Source organism: Pseudomonas guariconensis (assembly GCF_024127895.1).
Lineage (GTDB): Bacteria > Pseudomonadota > Gammaproteobacteria > Pseudomonadales > Pseudomonadaceae > Aquipseudomonas > Aquipseudomonas guariconensis_B.
In genome coordinates, this window is record NZ_JAMYBK010000016.1 from 46,722 (window position 1) to 63,212 (window position 16,491).

Genomic DNA, 16,491 nt, shown 5'->3' on the forward strand with positions numbered 1-16,491 from the left:
CAGACTTCATGAGCGCAACGACGCCGACCGGCCTGGCGGTCGACACCAAGCAACGCCTGATCCAGCAAGCACTGGCGCGCCGTCGCAGCGAGGGCCGGGATGCCGCCGGTGCGACCCTGGAGCAGGCGCAGCAGGCGAGCCTGAAGGTGCCCGAGGCGTTCTACCGCTTCGACCAGCACCCTGGCTACCAGCAGTTGCGGGTGATCCAGCAGAGTGCGCGACAGCTTGGCCTGGCCAACCCGTTCTTCCGCCTGCACCAGGGCACTGCCGGGGCGCAGACCTGTATCGGCGATCGGCAGTACCTCAATTTCGCCAGTTACAACTACCTGGGGTACTCCGGCCATCCCGAGGTGGTTGAAGCGGCCAAGGCCGCCATCGATCGCTATGGCACCTCGGTTTCGGCCAGCCGCCCGGTGTCTGGCGACCGGCCGCTGCACCGCGAGCTCGAAAGGGAACTGGCCAACCTGTACCAGGTCGACGATGCGGTGGTGATGGTCAGCGGCCATGCCACCAACGTCACCACCATCGGCTACCTGTTCGGCCCGCGTGACCTGGTGCTGCACGACGAGCTGATCCACAACAGCGTGCTGCAGGGTATCCAGTTGTCTGGTGCCCGCCGCTTGAGCTTCGCCCATAACGACTGGCAGGCGCTGGAGCGCCTGCTCGCCGAGCAGCGTCAGCATTTCGAGCGTGTGCTGGTGGTGGTCGAAGGCATCTACAGCATGGACGGCGACTACCCCGACCTGCCGCGTTTCGTCGAGCTCAAGCGCAGGCACAAGGTCTTCCTGATGGTCGATGAAGCCCACTCCTTGGGCGTGATGGGCGCCACTGGCAAGGGGATCCGCGAGCATTTCGGCCTGTCGGGCGATGACGTGGACATCTGGATGGGGACGCTCAGCAAGACCCTGGCCAGTTGCGGTGGCTACATCGCTGGCAGCACGGCGCTGATCGAGCACCTGAAGTTCCTGGCCCCGGGGTTTCTCTACAGTGTCGGCATGCCGCCCGCCGTCACCGCATCGGCCCTGGCCGCGTTGCGCTTGCTGGCCAGCGGCCGCGAGCGCGTGGCTACGTTGCAAGCCAGGGGCGAGCTGTTCCTGCGCCTGGCGCGCGAGGTCGGGCTGGACACCGCGACCAGCACGGGCCTGGCGGTGATCCCGGTGATCACCGGCAGCTCGTTCAAGGCCGGGCGGTTGTCCAGTGCATTGTTCGACCGGGGAATCAATGCCCAGCCGATCCTGTATCCGGCAGTGCCGGAGCAAGCGGCGCGGGTGCGGTTCTTCGTCTCGTGCGAGCATACCGAGGAGCAGATCCGCCAGACCGTGGCGATCGTTGCCGGGGAGATGGCAAAGCTGGGGTGAGAGGGGCTCGCCAGTGCCGCCCCAGGACGCTATACAACTTGCCGCCCTGGAAGTAATCGCCCTCACGCAGCGCGGCAATGTCCCGCACACGCAGGGTACGCTCGGACGCAGCGACGATGACGGATTGGTCGTCCGTGCGGGACTTGAGCCAATGGTTGAACGCCAGGTTCATCAAGATGGCCAGGATTGCCGCCGAACTGATCCCCGAATGGAAGATGGTCGCAAACCAGTCCGGGAATGGCTCATAGAAGTTCGGTGCGGCGATCGGAATCATGCCGAAGCCCAAGGACGCGCAGACAATGAGCAGGTTCAAGTTGTTGCGGTAGTCGACCTTCGACAGGGTACGGATGCCACTGGCAGCGACAGTGCCGAACAGGACAAGACCTGCGCCACCGAGCACCGGCGGGGGAATGGCCGCAATAACACGTCCCATGATCGGCAGGAGCCCCAGCACCACCAGGAATACCCCGCCAGTGGCCACGACGAAGCGGCTCTTGATGCCTGTTACGGCAACGAGCCCTACATTCTGGGCAAAGGCGCTCTGGGTGAAGGAGCCGAACACTGGCGCGATCAGGCTCGACAGCATATCGGCACGTAGGCCGTTGCCCAGGACCTTGGTGTCCACCGGGGTGATCTGGGAGAATATCGGTGTGATCAACAGGCCAAAGAGCGAAGCTGCCATGACGGCCCCGAGCACTGCCGGCATACCTCCTGATCCGCTGGTCAGAATAGCGCCCATGGTGGCCACGCCGGCGAAGGAAACGCCTTGAACCAGGGGCAATCTACAGCCGAAAAACGGGAGGCCTATCGTTTGCAGCAAGGTAGCCAAGCCACCGGTGAACAAGGTTGCAGCAATGAGCAGGCCTATTTCGCTGGGTGTCAGCCCGGCAATCTGACCCAGAATGAGTGGGGTGGCGACCATGCCGCCGTACATGGTCAGTACATGTTGCAGCCCGTAAACCACATTGGGGCCTATGCCAAGTCTTTCATCTTCAGGTCGTTGCGCTGCAGGCGTAGTCATGGAGTTCGAACCTCGTATTATTATGAAAATAGCCGATCATCCAGGAACATATGTATAGCGACCTTGTCAGGCTTATAAGGCGTGAGCTCCTTTTTATGTGAGTGTGGCGCGTGGGATAACGTTATTTTGCCAGTCAAGGTATTGCGACTGGCCCCGAGCAAACATCAGATGGCTCGAAGCCATGTCGCTGCAGACGGTATTCAACGTTTACAAGTGGGCCTCAGTAAACGATGGCAGAGCGTATCGGCTCTCCTCGCCTCATGAGGTAAATCACATCGAGCGCAAGTCAGTCGGATTTTTTTCAGCCTTTATTTCCTCCCATGTCGCGCGGAACCATTCTGCAATTGCCACGTTTTGCTCAAACAAAGAGTATTTAACGCCGCCGCCATAGTCAGGCATGTCGATCATGTCTGTCGTGATGTATCGCAGTGGGCTGTCGGGGGTGTCGCGATGATGACGCAATACTCTGCGCACAACATCCTTGCAGGGTTCGACCCGATACGCTCGCCATGGCAAATGCCACTCGCTCGGTGCTGGTCGGAAAAATGGATACTGGCACGCCCGACCGTAGGTCCCACCGTCCTTGAGCTGCCAAATGTTCTTTGGTCCTTGCGGCGAGACCGGACGAATCTGCAACCAGTGTGTCATGTTCATGCCGATCCATTCGTCGATGACATTGCCTGGTTCATACGGGTCGATCACCAGCTGGCCCGACTCGATGTCACCGCGAATGCCGCTGACATCCTGCTCTTCGAGACAATCGACTTTCAGCAGTACATGGCTATGATCGAGCACGAAGTTGAAAGGGACTCCGCGCGCGCTCACCTGTTTGGCCACCCGGCTAATGCGGCGGAAGTCTTCGGTCCACATATAGATATGAACTTCAAAGCCGATGGTGATGCCGATTGTTTCGCCGGCCTCGTGGGCGTGCAGGTAAAAGTCGACGATTTCATTGTCTGTCAGGGTGTGACCTTGCGCATGCTTGGTGTAAAGCATGATGTTGTGAAATTCAGCGCCGGCTTCTTTGCACAATTTCAAGTTCTTGACCAGTAGCGCTTCATCACGACCTGCAGTATATGACCAGAGGCCTGTGCGAATAGGAATGCCGTATTTGTTGGAGGCACGCAGGTATTCAGATTCTTCGCCGGGCTGCGGCATGCGATCGAAGTGGTCGAAGACACCTGACTCCTTGATCATTCGAAACTGCTCGTCCACCGAAACGGGCTCAAGGTGTTGTACACCGCGACCATTGCAGCCTACAGAAAATTCCATGCTGTTCTCTCTTGTATTTGTTTTTAATAAACGAACGTCACGCGTCGACGGTCTGGACTGCGATCTGGGCTAGCACGTCACTGCGCTCAGCCACTTGCAGGCGCTCTATCATCTTACGGATGCGTACGGGGGCATTATCGATGCCCAGGCGAACATACTCGCGCACCCCGGTTATCTCTTGCTGGGCCTGGACGTGGGTCAACAGCTCCAGGTCTTCATTGAATGTCAAGGTCATCAGTTCGGCGACTTCTTCATCTACGCGGGTATCATGAGGATGATAATTGCGAAGGTGAAGCCAGAAGTAGTGGGTCGTGCGTTCTGTTTCTGGGGTCAAGAAGTTGAAACTGAATGAGCGCAAGCCGCGATCTTTGTTTTCTTCGGTGGGTTCGACACCGGCGTCTATCCCGCCAAAGTCTACATAGGAAACCGATGGCATATGCAGGTAATAATATTGCCAGCGATCGGTCAAGCCCTTGAAGTTACCCATTTTCTCAAACAAAGGGACAGGCGCGGCATTTTTGATCCAACGGTAAGCCAAGACATGGTCATCACCTTGCTCGACTTTGACTCCCACTTCAGCGCCATCGGCCCCACCGATAGTGTTTTTATGAACGTAGGTGGTGTGGGCGGGGTCCACCAGGTTGTCTGTAATGTTCAAGTAGTTTGACTTGAAGTACAGGTATTGGTTGTCGACCAAGCCCCAGCCTTTATCGCCATAGTGCGGAATATCAATGATTTTTTCAGGGTCGGCCAGCGCAGGTTCGCCCATCCAGATCCAAACGGCGTTGTACTTCTCGAATAGCGGAAACGCTCGCACTTTGGCGTTAGGGGGGATGCTGGCCTGGCCGGGAATGTGCGAGCATTGACCTTTGCAATTGAAGGTCATGCCATGATAGCCACACTGAAGTTCGTCCCCCTTCAGCTCGCCGAGCGATAAAGGCGCAAGCTTATGGGGGCAGCGGTCCATCAAGGCAACGGGCTGCCCATCTTCTCGACGGTAAAATACAATTTGCTCATTCAGAATTGTCCGGGCCAGTAGTGTGCGACAGATTTCATGGCTCCAGGCTGCGACATACCACCCGTTTTTAACGAAGCTGCTCATTCTTATCTCCTCACCGTTAGGGCACTCTGACGGTTTAAGCATCCAGTGTTAAGCGTGGGCTAGTGGCACGGGACACACAGATGCATATTTTATTTTCGTTGTGACGCTCATCTTCGGATAACGCGTAATCGCGATGATCTGGGGTGCCGGTCAGTACCGTCTGCGCGCACACACCGCATTCGCCGCGCTTACAATCAAACAGTGGATCGAGCCCCGCTTCGAGCATTGCATCGAGCAGGCTTTGCGACGCAGGTACATGGAGGACTCGCCCGCTCCGGCGCAGAACGAGTTCCACAGGCTGGTCCGACTGATGGCCGCTGCTGCCGAACAATTCGAAATGCACATGCGACGACGGCCAGGAGAGCTCCGCAGCGGTGGCGATCACGGCATCCAGTAGCGGCTTGGGCCCACACACGTAGACGTGCCGGGATTTATCATGGGGGCCTAGCAAAGCAGCCAGTGACATTGTTCGAGGTGCCGGCCCTTGGTCAAAGTAAAGGCTTGCCTGTGGCCCCAGGCGTTCTATTTCAGCGCGGTACGCCATCATCGCGGGCTCGCGCGCACCGTAATGCAGTTCAAAGCTGCTGTTGTTGCGCGTCAATATTCGAGCCATCGATAGAATGGGCGTGATCCCGATTCCGCCTGCGATCAGAACCGCATGGTGTTCCGTGTCGAGCAAGGCAAAGTCGTTCCTTGGCGTGCCCGCCAGTATTTGATCCCCGGCGCGAAGACCGTGCATGTACCTCGAGCCACCCTGGCCTGCATCTTCTCGCTTTACGGCGATTTCGTAGTAACCCGATTGGTTGTCACTGTTGACCAAAGAGTAGGCTCTTTCATCAGTGCGACCGTCTTCAAGTCGGACACACACTTTCAAGTGTGCGCCGGCCGAAAATACAGGCAACAGGGAATCGTCTGCAGCCTTTAGAATGAATGATTTAATTTCGGGTGAGCGTTGCCGTACTTCCGAGACGATCAGTCGAAGGGGATATTCTTTATTCGAATTCATTCTTTATCTCCGGGGTACGTTGAACTCAAGTCGAGCGCTACCGTCGCGCCCACACAGAAGGCACAGTTAGAGGGGCTCCAGGCGATAAAAATATTCCTGGAGTTTCAAGAGGCGTAGAGATGCTTCAGTACTTAAAAGGCGACAAGCCTGTCATGATCAGGCACCAGGCAATCACATCTATCGATCAAGACACGTTGATAGAGTCGTCTGCGTCTAGGCAAATGGTAAAACGAGGTGGGTGATGCGAAAAGTGCTAAATAAACACTGCTGCGCTGTATTTTTTGCATCGCATGGCCGTCAATCGGCGCTACGCCGTTTCGTAGGCGCGCAAGAGTTCGCTGACGATGTTGACGAAGGCGGCGAGCGACGGAGATAGGGCCCTGCCTTTGCGAATGTAGACGCCAAGCTTCGCCTCCACTGCGCTGGGTGGGCGCAACGGTAGATGTACCAGCGAGCCCTCCTGGAGCTCTGCTTTCATCCCCAGCCTGGTTTGAAACGCCACGCCCATTCCTCGTTGTGCGAGCTTCTTCATCATGACCAGCGAGCTGGTCTGAAGCAGCACATTGGCGCAGCCTTGGTGTCCCTCTAGCAACGGCTGCATCAGGGAATAGATAGCGATCTCCGGTGTCCCCAGAATCAGCGGGTATGCCAGGCAATCGGCAAAGGTGATGTCGACCCGGCTAGCCAACGGGTGGCTTGGCTGTACGATTGCGCCAAGCTTCAAATTGACCGCTGCACAGCATTGAAGGTTCGCTTCTGACGGGATGGAAAACGCCAGCCCCAGATCCACCTCACCCTCTTCGATCAGCCGGGCAATATTGGCTGAGCCATCGAATCGACAGTTTATTTTCACACCGGGGTAGGTCGAGATCATTTTCTCGATCACAACCGGCATGAAGTCTTCATTGAGCCCCTCGACCGAAACGACGCTGATGTTCCCGCTGCGAATGCCTTTTAACCCTTCGAGTTCGCTTTTGAGCCGCTGCTCGTCTTGAAAAACCGTGACCAGGTGCTGCGCCAATAAACGGCCCGCTTCGGTAAGCTTCAGCCCGGACGGCAGGCGCTCGAAGACTTCTGCCCCTAAGGTTTCTTCTAGTTTTATGAGTTGGCGGTTGACGGCTGAGGCATCGACATGCAGTTGGCGTGCGGCTTCTCGAATGGAATGGCACTGACGAATCTTTTCAAAATAGAGTAAAGAGCGGGCATGGATCTTCAAGGTGTAGCCGCCTTAACGCCTTGCGTTTTTAACACGCTTGTTTGGATGGGGGCGAGTATGGTCGGGCGTGCCGTCGCACGCAAGATTGCATAAGCCCCAAATGGCGGGTGCAAGCAGGCCCTGCACAGGCCTGCAAGCCACATCATTGGTCGTTCAGATATGCGGCGCCTCGTAGGCATTCAATTGCTCGATGAAACGCCAGTGGCTGCGCTTGTCGAACCCCATCAGCCGCTTGAGACGGATATCCCAGCGCATGTGATGGTTGGCGATCCAGGGCAGGGCGAACAGGTGCGCGCCGCGCCAGGGGATGAAGGGGTTGCGCCGCAGGCTCGCATAGATCTCCACCCGATGGCTCGCCTGGCGGCTGGCGCAACGGGCATGGAAGCCGGAGGTGTCGGCCACCACCAGCGTGTTGGCGGGCACGGCGAAGCGGCGCGGGGCGGGCAGGCCGAGGGCCGCCAGTTGCTCCTCGTCGATACGGAACGAGCCTTCGCGGTGCATCTGCTCGCCCGAGCGGGCGGCATCCAGGCTCTGGCGGTATTCCCAGGCCAGGCGCTCCGGGGTCAGGCGATGGGAGCCGGGCACATAGCTGAACGGGCCCTGGTCATCGGCCACGTTGTCGAGGAACAACCAGGCCTTGGCCGTCGGGTGGAAGGTGTCGGCATGCAGGCGGGTCTGTGGGTCCTGGTCGGCATTGGCGGCGTCGATGATGATCGACTGCAGTTGATAGGTGATGCCACCGCTGTTGGACGAGGCATAGGCGATCAGGTCGCGTACGCCACGGTCGGCGACGAAGGCCGCGCTGGCCGGATTGTGCACCAGCACGTCCTGGTCGAGGCTGACCCGGCGGGTCACCGCACGGCCCTGGCGCATTTCCCAGCCGGTACTGCGCAGCGCGCCCAGCTCGGCGCGCAGCGCGGCGAACTGCTCGGCCGGCAAGGCGTTCTCGCGGATGAAGAAACCGTTCTGCTCGAAATGCTCGCGCTCGCGGGCATCCAGCCGCGACGCCAAAGCCCGCCGGCGCAACGCGGCCATGCCCATGGCCAACTGGCGGCGCTGCACATGCAGGCCCAGGGCGTTGAGCCGACGGCTGCCGATCAACGGGTTGTTCTCGAAGGATTTGGCATGGGTCGCCAGTTGCAGGCAATGCCAGGGGAGTGCCGCGTAGCGGCCGATGTCCTTGATCGAAACAGGCATGGTCTAGTCCTTTGATGGGGCCAGTGGCCGGCCGCAGCCGAGCATGGTCCAGGTGTAGTTGAGCAACGGCGCCACTCGGGCGTGTTCGGCCAGCCGCACAGGGCGCGGCGTCGACAGGCAGGCGAGGGCGTGCCAGGCATCGCAGGGCAGGGCTTGCTGGACGTCGGCATAGCGCGCATAGCGCAACAAGGCGCCGGCTACCAACTGGTCCAGGGTCAGGCGCCGGGTGCGGCGCGGCATTGGCTGGTGGTCGTGGGTCAACCCCCAGCCGGCATAGAAAGGTGTGCCATAGGTCACCACGGGCAGGCCGCGCAGCAGCGCCTCGAAGCCGGCCGTGGAACTCAAGGTGTGCAACTCATCGACCTGACCGTACAGCACGGCGATGTCGACACCGTCGAGCACCTGGTCGGCCAGCCCCGCCAGCTGTTGCGGGGCGATATGGCCCAGGCGCTTGCCGGCCTCGACATCCGGATGTGGCTTGTACAGGATCCAGGCAGCGGGCGCAGCGGCGCGTACGCGTTGCAACAGGCGCAGGTTGCAGCCCGGGCCGCCACCGCTGCACAGCGTCGAGGCGTCATCCTCGACCTGGCCGACCACCAGCAGGCGCCGCTGCCCCGGCCGGCCTAGCAGCATTGGCTGCGGCCCCTGGCGCAGGTTGAACTTGCTGGTACCGCTGGCGACGATGTGCGCCCGCAACTGCGCGGCTTCGGCGAGGCTGGCGGCATCGAACGCCTCGTGCTGCAGCAGTTGCTCGAGGTCGCTGGCCGAGGCGGCATCGTAGTGGATACCCCCGCGGTCGAGCACCAGCGACAGTGCCGGGCTGTTGGTCGCCCCCAGCCCGATGGAGCGCAGGAAGCCGTCCTCGACCCGCCACAACGGCACCCCGGCCTGCCGGGCACGCTGGGCCAGGCCGGCGGGTTCGCGCGCCGCCCAGACCAGCAGGCGGCCTTGTTCGGCGGCCACCCGCTGCACCAGTCCTGGCCCATCCACGGCAAAACGCAACTGGCCCCAGCGGCTGGCGAAGAAGCGGCGGATGTTGTGCCGCTTGTGGCGCTTGACGCCGATCACCGTGGTAGGGCCGGCGAACGCCGCGTCGCGGGCCTTCTTGCGTGCCAACTGGCGGGCCACGGTCAGGGCGTCGGTGAGCTGGCCGGTGAGCGGGTCGACATAGCGGCAGTAGCGCACGTAGGCCGCCGCCACCAGTTGCACCAGGTCTGGCCGGCCCTGGCGCCGGGGGATCGCCATGCGGTCGTCGGTCAGCCCCCAGCCGGCATAGAACGGCAGGCCGAAGCAGGTGACCGGCACCCCCTGGATCAGCGCTTCCAGGCCGGCCTGGCTGGTGCCGATGTACACCCGCCGCGCGCGCCGGGCGAGCGATGCCCACGACACCGGGCGTGCCTCCAGGGTGACTCCGCGGGTCTGCGCCGCCGCCAGCAGGCAACTGGGTTTTTGCCCACCGAGGCAGTCGGGGTGGATGCGTACTCGCACATCGGCATCGGGGTTTTCCGCCAGGGCGGTGTCGAGCATGCGCACGTAGTCGGCTTCGCACAGCCCGCCACCGGGGATCGAATAATCGCCCGCCGTCTGGTCGACCACCAGCACCAGCGGGCGTTCGCGGCCCAGCGGGTCGTCGGCGGGCAGATCCTGGGCATTGTTGTACTTGCCGATACCGCTGCTACGCATCAGCGCGATCAGCTCACGGGCGCAGGCCAGCTCGTCCTCGCCCAGACGCTCAGGGGACTGGAGGATGTTTTCCAGCAGCGATGGCCGGTCGGCCAGGTAATGGATACCGATGGGATCGACCACCATCGACATCGGCGTGTCGCCCTCGATGCCCAGTGACGACGAACGCAGGAATCCGTCTTCCAGCGCGATATACGGCAGGCCCCAGCGCTGGCACAGCACCCGGGCATGGGCGGAGGAGGCCTTGTAGCCGATCCCGGCGATGGCCTTGAGCCCCTTGGGTGCCTTGCGGCCACGCCGCCACAGCCAGAAGGGCGGCCCCTCGGGGCCGAGGAACTGCGGCAGGTGCAGGACCTTCCATGCCACCCACTGGGACATGATGCCGATCCAGCCGGGGCCGTCGACCAGGGAGGGTACCGCGACCGGGCTGCCCAGACGTTCGCTCATGGCAGCGCCCTCCACATGCCGCGCACCGGCGGGAAGGGCACCCAGCGCTTGCGCCGCAGGGCGAAGCCATTGTGCAGGTAGAGGCGGCGCGCGCGCGGATTGTCCAGCGGCACTTCCAGGTCGACCCGGGCAAAGCCCTCGGCGGCGGCATGGGCGCAGCAGGCCTGGACCAGCGCCGAGCCCACGCCCCGGCCGCGCGCGGGCTTGTCTACCCGCAGGCCATACAGCAGGAACGGGTAGCGCCACTCGCGCAGCTCGCTCAGGCAGAAGCCGGCGAAGCGCAGCCAACCGCCGAGGTAGCCGAACTCACGGATGAACGGCCGCCAGTGCAGGGCGAACGGCCCGCGCCGATGATGCTTGAAGGCGGCAAAGCCCAGTACCTGGTCGCCCTCGAAGGCCAGCAGCACACGGTCCCAGTGGATGCTCGCGCCGAGCAGCCGATGGCGGCAGGCCGTGTCGCCGATCAGGAACGCCAGCGAGCCGCGCCCCTGGGTCAGCAGGCGCGCCAATGCCGGGTCGGCAGCACGTTCCGCTGCCAGGTTCGCGCCCAGGACGATGCGTACCACCTTGTCAGGCCACGCCCGAAACAGGCTTGACCTTGGGCGCACGGGCGTGCCCGAGCAGCGCACCCGACAGCGCCTCGACCCGGATCGGCGCGGGTGCGCAGCCAGGCTGGCGGCGATTCGACCAGATCAGGTAGTCGGTATCGCCCGCCGGTGCGCCGATCGCCTGGTAGACCTGCGGCAAGATCGGCACATGGTCACCGAAGAAGCACAGCAGCGCCTCGTTCGGCTGGGCCATCAGCGTGTCGCGGAGCATGCCGAGCATGCGATCGGCGTTGCCGATGTGCCGCAGGTAAGGCGCCAGGTCGCTCATGCCCGGTTGCAGCGGGCGCTCGAACCAGGCTGGCAGCTCGCTGTCGGCCACAGTCTCCAGGTGCAGCGGGCCGTGGTTCTCCATGGTCACGGCATGGATGAACAGCGGCTGCTCGCGGCCTGGCGCCTGCAGCAGTTCGCGGATCTTCTGCGCCACCGCGCAGTCGCCAATGAATGGCCCGGCCTTGTGCGAGGCGTCGAAGGCGCGCACATCGATGAAGGCGTCGAAGCCCAAGGCCGGTAGCACCTTGTCGCGGCCATAGAAACTGCCGTCGTAGGGGTGGATGCAGACCGTGCGATAGCCTTGCGCCTTGAGTGCCGAGGCGATGCTCGGCAGGCCCTGGCGAGCCAGCACGCGGTAGGGGTTGAAACGGTGCACGCCAAGGCGCCCGGCAGGGATGCCGGTGAGGTAGGCGAACTCGGTACGCACGGTGTTGGCCCCCCAGGCCGCCACCTGCAGCTTGCCCCGTGCCAGGGACTCGCGGCCCAGGCGGTCGAATTCGCCGAGGACGTCCCGGCGCACGCCGGGCCACAGGTCGCGGACGTCGAAGAACGACTCGCTCTGGATCGAGACCAGGTCGGGGAGAGGGCCTGTGGCGGTCTGCGCTGCCGTGCAGGCAAACGGCGACCCCAGCCCCGCCCGATCCACCGGCACCCGCGCCGCCCAGAAATACCGCCACAGGCTGGCTGCCAACCCCCACGTCCGTACATCCTGCTCGGCGTCGAAGCTCGGCGTCACCCGCCGGCTGCCCAGCCGCAACAACCCCAGCCCCAGCGCCAGTGGAACCAGCGCCTCCAGCCGCGCGCCCGGCGTCTCGAAGCTCAAGCCCGCCCACAGGTACACCAGGAACCCCAGCGCCAGCAGCGCCGCCTTGCCGAAGCCGAAGAACGGCAGGTACAGGCGCGGAAAGCGCACCGCGTCGCTGAAGTACTCGAAGTCGGCGCACACGAAGGGCTCGCGCAACGAGTGGTACTTGGCGTTGCTCACCAGCACGATCAGCAACCACAGCAGCAGCAGGTTCACGCCGCTGAACAGGGGCCGCGCGGTGAGCCCGTACAGCAGCCCCAACCCCACGCACCACAGCCCCGCATGCAGCATCCAGCAACTGGCCGGGCGACGCAGGGCAGGTCGGGGCACCAGCAAGCGCTCCACCAGCACGGTCAACGACAGGCCGATCAGCGCGACCGGCAGGAGAGAAACGTCAATCACTGTACTTCAGCCCACGCAGGATCATCGAAGAAAGCCACTGCGGGATCAGCCCCAGCAGCCAGGTACCCAGGTTGAGCGGGAAGGGGAAACTGATGCGCGCCTGGTTCGCCGCCAACCCGCGCTTGATGCGCCGGGCGGCCTTCTCGGCGGTCCACAGGAAGGGCTTGGGCCCAGGCATCTCGAAGCACATCTTCGACTCCACGTAGCCCGGCACGATGACGTTCACCTTGATCCCCTCCGGCGCCAGCCAATCGCGGATCGCTTCGCCATACACGCGGATCGCCGCCTTGCTGGCGCTGTAGGTGGGCGTCACCGGCAGGCCGCGCCAGCCAGCCAAGGAGCTGAACAGCGCAATTTGCCCATGGCCGCGGCTGCGCATGGTGGGCAGTGCCGCCTCCACCGTAGCCAGGGCCGCCAGCACGTTGACCTCCAGCAGCGCACGGCTGTCGTCCCAGTGCTCGGCCTCGCCATTGCTGCCGACTGCCGTGTTGAGGCCGGCACCGACCAGCACCAGGTCTGGCTGCTCCTGTTCGCTGACGCGCCGCACCATGGCGCGCAGGGCATCGAGGTCGCGCACGTCGATGGCTTCGAGCAGCACGCGGGCACCGAGGGCACGGCATTGCTCGGCCATTTCATCCAGCCGGTCCTGGCGGCGGCCTTGCAGGATCAGGGTCACGCCCGGTGCGGCATAGGCCGGCGCCAGCGCGCCACCGATGCCGCCGGTAGCGCCGGTGATGAGGATGCAGCGAGGCGAAGCGGTGTGGTTCATAGGTAGTTTTCGATTCTCGACGTTCTGGCCATCAGGACTTCCAGGCAGTTGGCCACGGCCATGTCGATGCCGCAGCGGGTGTAGAAACCGCCATTGACCTGGGTGGTGTGGATGACCGTGTTGCGAAAGCGATGGAACAGGGTGTTGTCGGGCGCCTCGGGGTTCTGCCAGAAGTCGTCCAGATGGCCCTGGTGGGTGAGCCCCGGCATGGCGTAGATCGGGTCGGCCAGCACGCACGTCGGGCGGTGGTGCAGCAACGCCGAGGCACCGGCAGTGCTGTTGACCGTGATCAGCCCGGCAATGTGCGACAGCAGCGTGGGCATGTGCCCGCTTTCGAGGAAGTCGACCCGTTCGGCCACATCGTATTCGCGTGCCAGGCGCTCGGTGACCTTGCGGTAGTTGACCAGGCCCGGGGTCAGGGGATGGTTCTTGATCAGCAGCCGTGCATCGAACGGGGCATTGAGCGAGAACGAGTTGATCACGTGGTCGATCACCTCGGTCATGTTCTGGAATGGCGAGTGGTCGCGGATCTGCGCATCGCTGTCCAGCTGCAGCGGCAGCAGGAAGGTCGGGTGTCGCTCACGGGCCACTTCCGCCACCAGCGCATCGTCATGCACCCGCGCGCGCAGCAGGCGCAGGCCCTGACGGACGAACCCCGCGTATTCCACCGCCGCGTTGAAAGGCGCATGGGTGCGGTACCTGGGGAAGCACAGCGCGTTGAGCGCACCGCCGGCGTGGTACAGCACATCGTGGGTGGCGCGGGCGGTGAACGACAGCTTGAAGGCGTTGCCGTTCTGGTAGCGCGGGATGTGCTTGCCGACCTGGCGGTACCAGTCCGGGTCGCGCGGCAGGCGCGAGTTGTTGTTGACCCCATCGCGCTCCAAGGTGACCCAGTAGGGGCGGAAATAGCCCTCCTCGAACACATGCACGCGAATGCCCAGCGTCCGTGCCAGGCTCACCGCTGGTTGGTGCACCGGCCGGCAATCGCCGAACAACACCAGGTCGGTGATATCCAGTTCGTGGAACACCTGGGCGTAATAGGCGTGCAGTTCTTCCTGGCGCTGCATGCAGGTGCGCACCGATCCACCGGCGCCGTAGAGCACGTCGCCGACGTTGAAGCGGATGCTGTGCACATGCTGCCCGATATCGCGCAGCGCCTTGGCCAACTGACGGAAGAACGGCGAGCTCACACCCTGCAGGAACAAGAAGTTGTTGCACGGAAGGCGCAGCAGCGGACCGCGCGGCGCCTTCGCATTCAGTTCGCTGGGCGCTTCATGCCCAACAAACTGCTCAAGCGTCGTATCAAGTCCTGCCATCGGGAGGGTGCTCCTGGCTGCGGTAGCGCGTGCCAATGTTGTAGTTCGTAAAGGGTCTGTTCAGCGGTGGTGAAACGGTTGGTGATGCGGCTGACATAGGTGGGGTAGAGCAGTAGCGTCCCCGCCACCAGTTCGTCGAGGGTGAGTCGGCGGCTGCGCCGGGCCTGCACCTGGGGATCCAGGTCGCGGTCTTCGGTAAGCCCCCAACCGGCGTAGAACGGCTGGCCGTAGGTTGTGACCGGTACGCCACGCAGCAGCGCCTCGAAGCCGGATTGCGACGTCAGCACGTGTACCTCGTCGACTACCTCCAGCAACTGTTGCAGCGGCGTATCGCCGATCACCTCGTTGCACCAGTGCACGGTCTGCGCCTCGTCGTCGCCGCGCGCGCGGGTGCCGGCCAGGACTTCCGGGTGCGGCTTGTACAGCACCCAGGCCTGCGGGTTGGCCTCGCGCACCGCACGCAGCAACTGCAGGTTGCTGCGAATACGGTTGCCACCGAAACGAATCGATGCATCGCCCTCGACCTGGCCCGTCACCAGGATCACCTGGTGCGCGTCGGCCGGCCGCTGCCAATGGGCACCGGGCAGGTTGTACTTGGTCAGCCCGGCGCGGCAGATGGCCAGGCGCAGGGCCGCGGCGCGCGCCAGCAGGTCGCTGTCGAACGCCTGGGTGGCGAGAATCCGCTCCAGGCGGGAAGGGCGCGTGGCGTCGTAGTAGATGCCCAGGTCATCGACCACCCACGACAACGGCCGGGCCTTGCCCGCGCCCAGGCCGACCGATCGCAGGAAGCCGTCTTCGACGCGGTTGATGGCGTGAGGGTGGTCGTGCAGGTCGTCGTCGTGCTTGCAGCCCCAGGTCACTACCGGCAGGTCGCGGGTCAGTGGTTGCTCGGGCTTGACGAAGCGAATGGCCGCGCCGTTGAAGAACAGGTCTGCCAGCGGCTCCTTCCAGCGGCTGAAACCGAGCATCTGCACCTGTTGTGGTAGAGCGCTGCGGTGATGACGCTGCAGGCCCAGCCACTCGATCAGCGCTTCTGGCGTGCACGGCTCGCCGCGCTCCGGGCACACATAGCGCGGGTAGCGCACCAGGCTGGCGTGGATCAGTTGGGCCAGGTTCACCGGCTGGCGCCGTGCCGGTGCCGGCAGACGGTCGTCGGTCAGGCCCCAGCCGGCGTAGAAGGGCATGCCCCAGGTGTGCACCGGCACATCCCACAGCAGTGCATCGAAGCCGAGTTGCGAGGTCATCACGAATACCGCGCGCATGCGTGGCAGCAGTTCGGCCGGATGGACATTGCGCGCCAGCACCTGCACCCGCGGATTGCCGGCCAGCGCTGCCAGGTCGAAGTGCCCAGCCTTACGGCCTGCCACCACGTCTGGATGCACCTTGAGCAGGATCGTGCTGTGTGGATAGCGCGCCAGTGCCGCCTCGAGCATGGCGCGAAAGTCATCGGCTCCGGCGCCCTGCAAGGACGCATCGGCGCAAGTCTGGTCGGCCACCAGTACACAGTCGTCGGGCAACTCCAGCGTTTCGATGCGCGCATCGTTGTACTTGGAAACCCGCTGGCGCTGCCACAGCGCCTGCAGGGCCAGGGCCCGTTCGGTTTCCTGCGCGGTGAGCGGCGTGGCGATCAACTGCTCCAGGCGCGAGGGCGCGCTGGCATCGTAGTACACGCCCACATCGTCGACGATCAGCGACAACGGCGGGTCGTCGGCACCGAGCCCCACCGAGCGGAGAAAGCCGTCCTCGAGCGTCAGCACCGGCTTGCCGGCCTTGCGCGCCTCGGCGATGGCCTTGAGTGCACTCGGCTTGCGTCCCCAGGCCATGATCCAATCCGCCTGCGGCACGTCGCGCACGGCACCGTTATGCAGCGCGTAATCGGGCAGCAGGGCGGGCAGTGTCGTGATGCTTTGGGCCCCCTTGGAAAGGACCAGCAGGCGTGGGCGGGACGAAGCGTCATCCATAGAAGTGAAGCGGCTTTCCGTGCGAAATGGGACGGTTTGGGCGTAGGCCCAATGGATC

Annotated in this window: 12 protein-coding genes and 1 pseudogene; 1 reads left to right on the plus strand and 12 read right to left on the minus strand. The window is 63.4% G+C overall.

Features of this window, described 5'->3' with window-relative positions; translation table 11 throughout:
- Positions 1 to 8 precede the first annotated feature (8 nt).
- A pseudogene (locus NJF35_RS16620) lies at positions 9 to 1,262 on the plus strand (aminotransferase class I/II-fold pyridoxal phosphate-dependent enzyme); the annotation flags it as partial.
- Here NJF35_RS16620 and NJF35_RS16625 read toward each other — a convergent pair.
- From NJF35_RS16625 to NJF35_RS16680, 12 genes are all read right to left on the minus strand, one after another.
- Positions 1,219 to 2,379, minus strand: coding sequence for a solute carrier family 23 protein (locus NJF35_RS16625; RefSeq protein ID WP_253091278.1), 1,161 nt, complete (start codon positions 2,377 to 2,379; stop codon positions 1,219 to 1,221). The pseudogene NJF35_RS16620 and the gene NJF35_RS16625 overlap by 44 nt on opposite strands.
- Positions 2,380 to 2,649: 270 nt before the next feature.
- Positions 2,650 to 3,651 carry a hypothetical protein gene (locus NJF35_RS16630; protein ID WP_253091279.1) on the minus strand — a complete coding sequence of 334 codons (1,002 nt, stop codon included), beginning with the start codon at positions 3,649 to 3,651 and terminating at the stop codon, positions 2,650 to 2,652.
- A gap of 37 nt (positions 3,652 to 3,688) precedes the next feature.
- Complete coding sequence (locus NJF35_RS16635; protein WP_253091280.1) at positions 3,689 to 4,753, minus strand: aromatic ring-hydroxylating dioxygenase subunit alpha; 1,065 nt, start codon at positions 4,751 to 4,753, stop codon at positions 3,689 to 3,691.
- Between the two features lie 34 nt (positions 4,754 to 4,787).
- Positions 4,788 to 5,759 (minus strand): PDR/VanB family oxidoreductase, encoded by a 972-nt coding sequence (locus NJF35_RS16640; protein ID WP_253091281.1) that lies wholly within the window; start codon positions 5,757 to 5,759, stop codon positions 4,788 to 4,790.
- A 307-nt stretch (positions 5,760 to 6,066) separates the two neighbouring features.
- A complete protein-coding gene (locus NJF35_RS16645; RefSeq protein WP_225788197.1) occupies positions 6,067 to 6,975 on the minus strand; it encodes a LysR family transcriptional regulator in 909 nt (302 codons plus the stop codon).
- A 153-nt stretch (positions 6,976 to 7,128) separates the two neighbouring features.
- Positions 7,129 to 8,172, minus strand: coding sequence for a phytanoyl-CoA dioxygenase family protein (locus NJF35_RS16650; RefSeq protein WP_253091282.1), 1,044 nt, complete (start codon positions 8,170 to 8,172; stop codon positions 7,129 to 7,131).
- A 3-nt stretch (positions 8,173 to 8,175) separates the two neighbouring features.
- A complete protein-coding gene (locus NJF35_RS16655; protein ID WP_225788195.1) occupies positions 8,176 to 10,302 on the minus strand; it encodes a capsular polysaccharide biosynthesis protein in 2,127 nt (708 codons plus the stop codon).
- Positions 10,299 to 10,868 (minus strand): GNAT family N-acetyltransferase, encoded by a 570-nt coding sequence (locus tag NJF35_RS16660; protein WP_253091283.1) that lies wholly within the window; start codon positions 10,866 to 10,868, stop codon positions 10,299 to 10,301. The genes NJF35_RS16655 and NJF35_RS16660 overlap by 4 nt, the downstream gene beginning before the upstream one ends.
- 4 nt (positions 10,869 to 10,872) lie before the next feature.
- Positions 10,873 to 12,387, minus strand: a complete 1,515-nt coding sequence (locus NJF35_RS16665; RefSeq protein ID WP_253091284.1) for an LTA synthase family protein — start codon at positions 12,385 to 12,387, stop codon at positions 10,873 to 10,875.
- Positions 12,380 to 13,156 (minus strand): SDR family NAD(P)-dependent oxidoreductase, encoded by a 777-nt coding sequence (locus NJF35_RS16670; RefSeq protein WP_225788192.1) that lies wholly within the window; start codon positions 13,154 to 13,156, stop codon positions 12,380 to 12,382. The genes NJF35_RS16665 and NJF35_RS16670 overlap by 8 nt, the downstream gene beginning before the upstream one ends.
- A complete protein-coding gene (locus tag NJF35_RS16675) occupies positions 13,153 to 14,472 on the minus strand; it encodes a capsular biosynthesis protein (protein ID WP_317235056.1) in 1,320 nt (439 codons plus the stop codon). The genes NJF35_RS16670 and NJF35_RS16675 overlap by 4 nt, the downstream gene beginning before the upstream one ends.
- The gene (locus NJF35_RS16680) at positions 14,412 to 16,433 is read right to left on the minus strand and encodes a capsular polysaccharide biosynthesis protein (RefSeq protein ID WP_225788190.1); all 2,022 of its coding nucleotides are present in this window, start codon (positions 16,431 to 16,433) and stop codon (positions 14,412 to 14,414) included. The genes NJF35_RS16675 and NJF35_RS16680 overlap by 61 nt, the downstream gene beginning before the upstream one ends.
- Positions 16,434 to 16,491 lie beyond the last annotated feature (58 nt).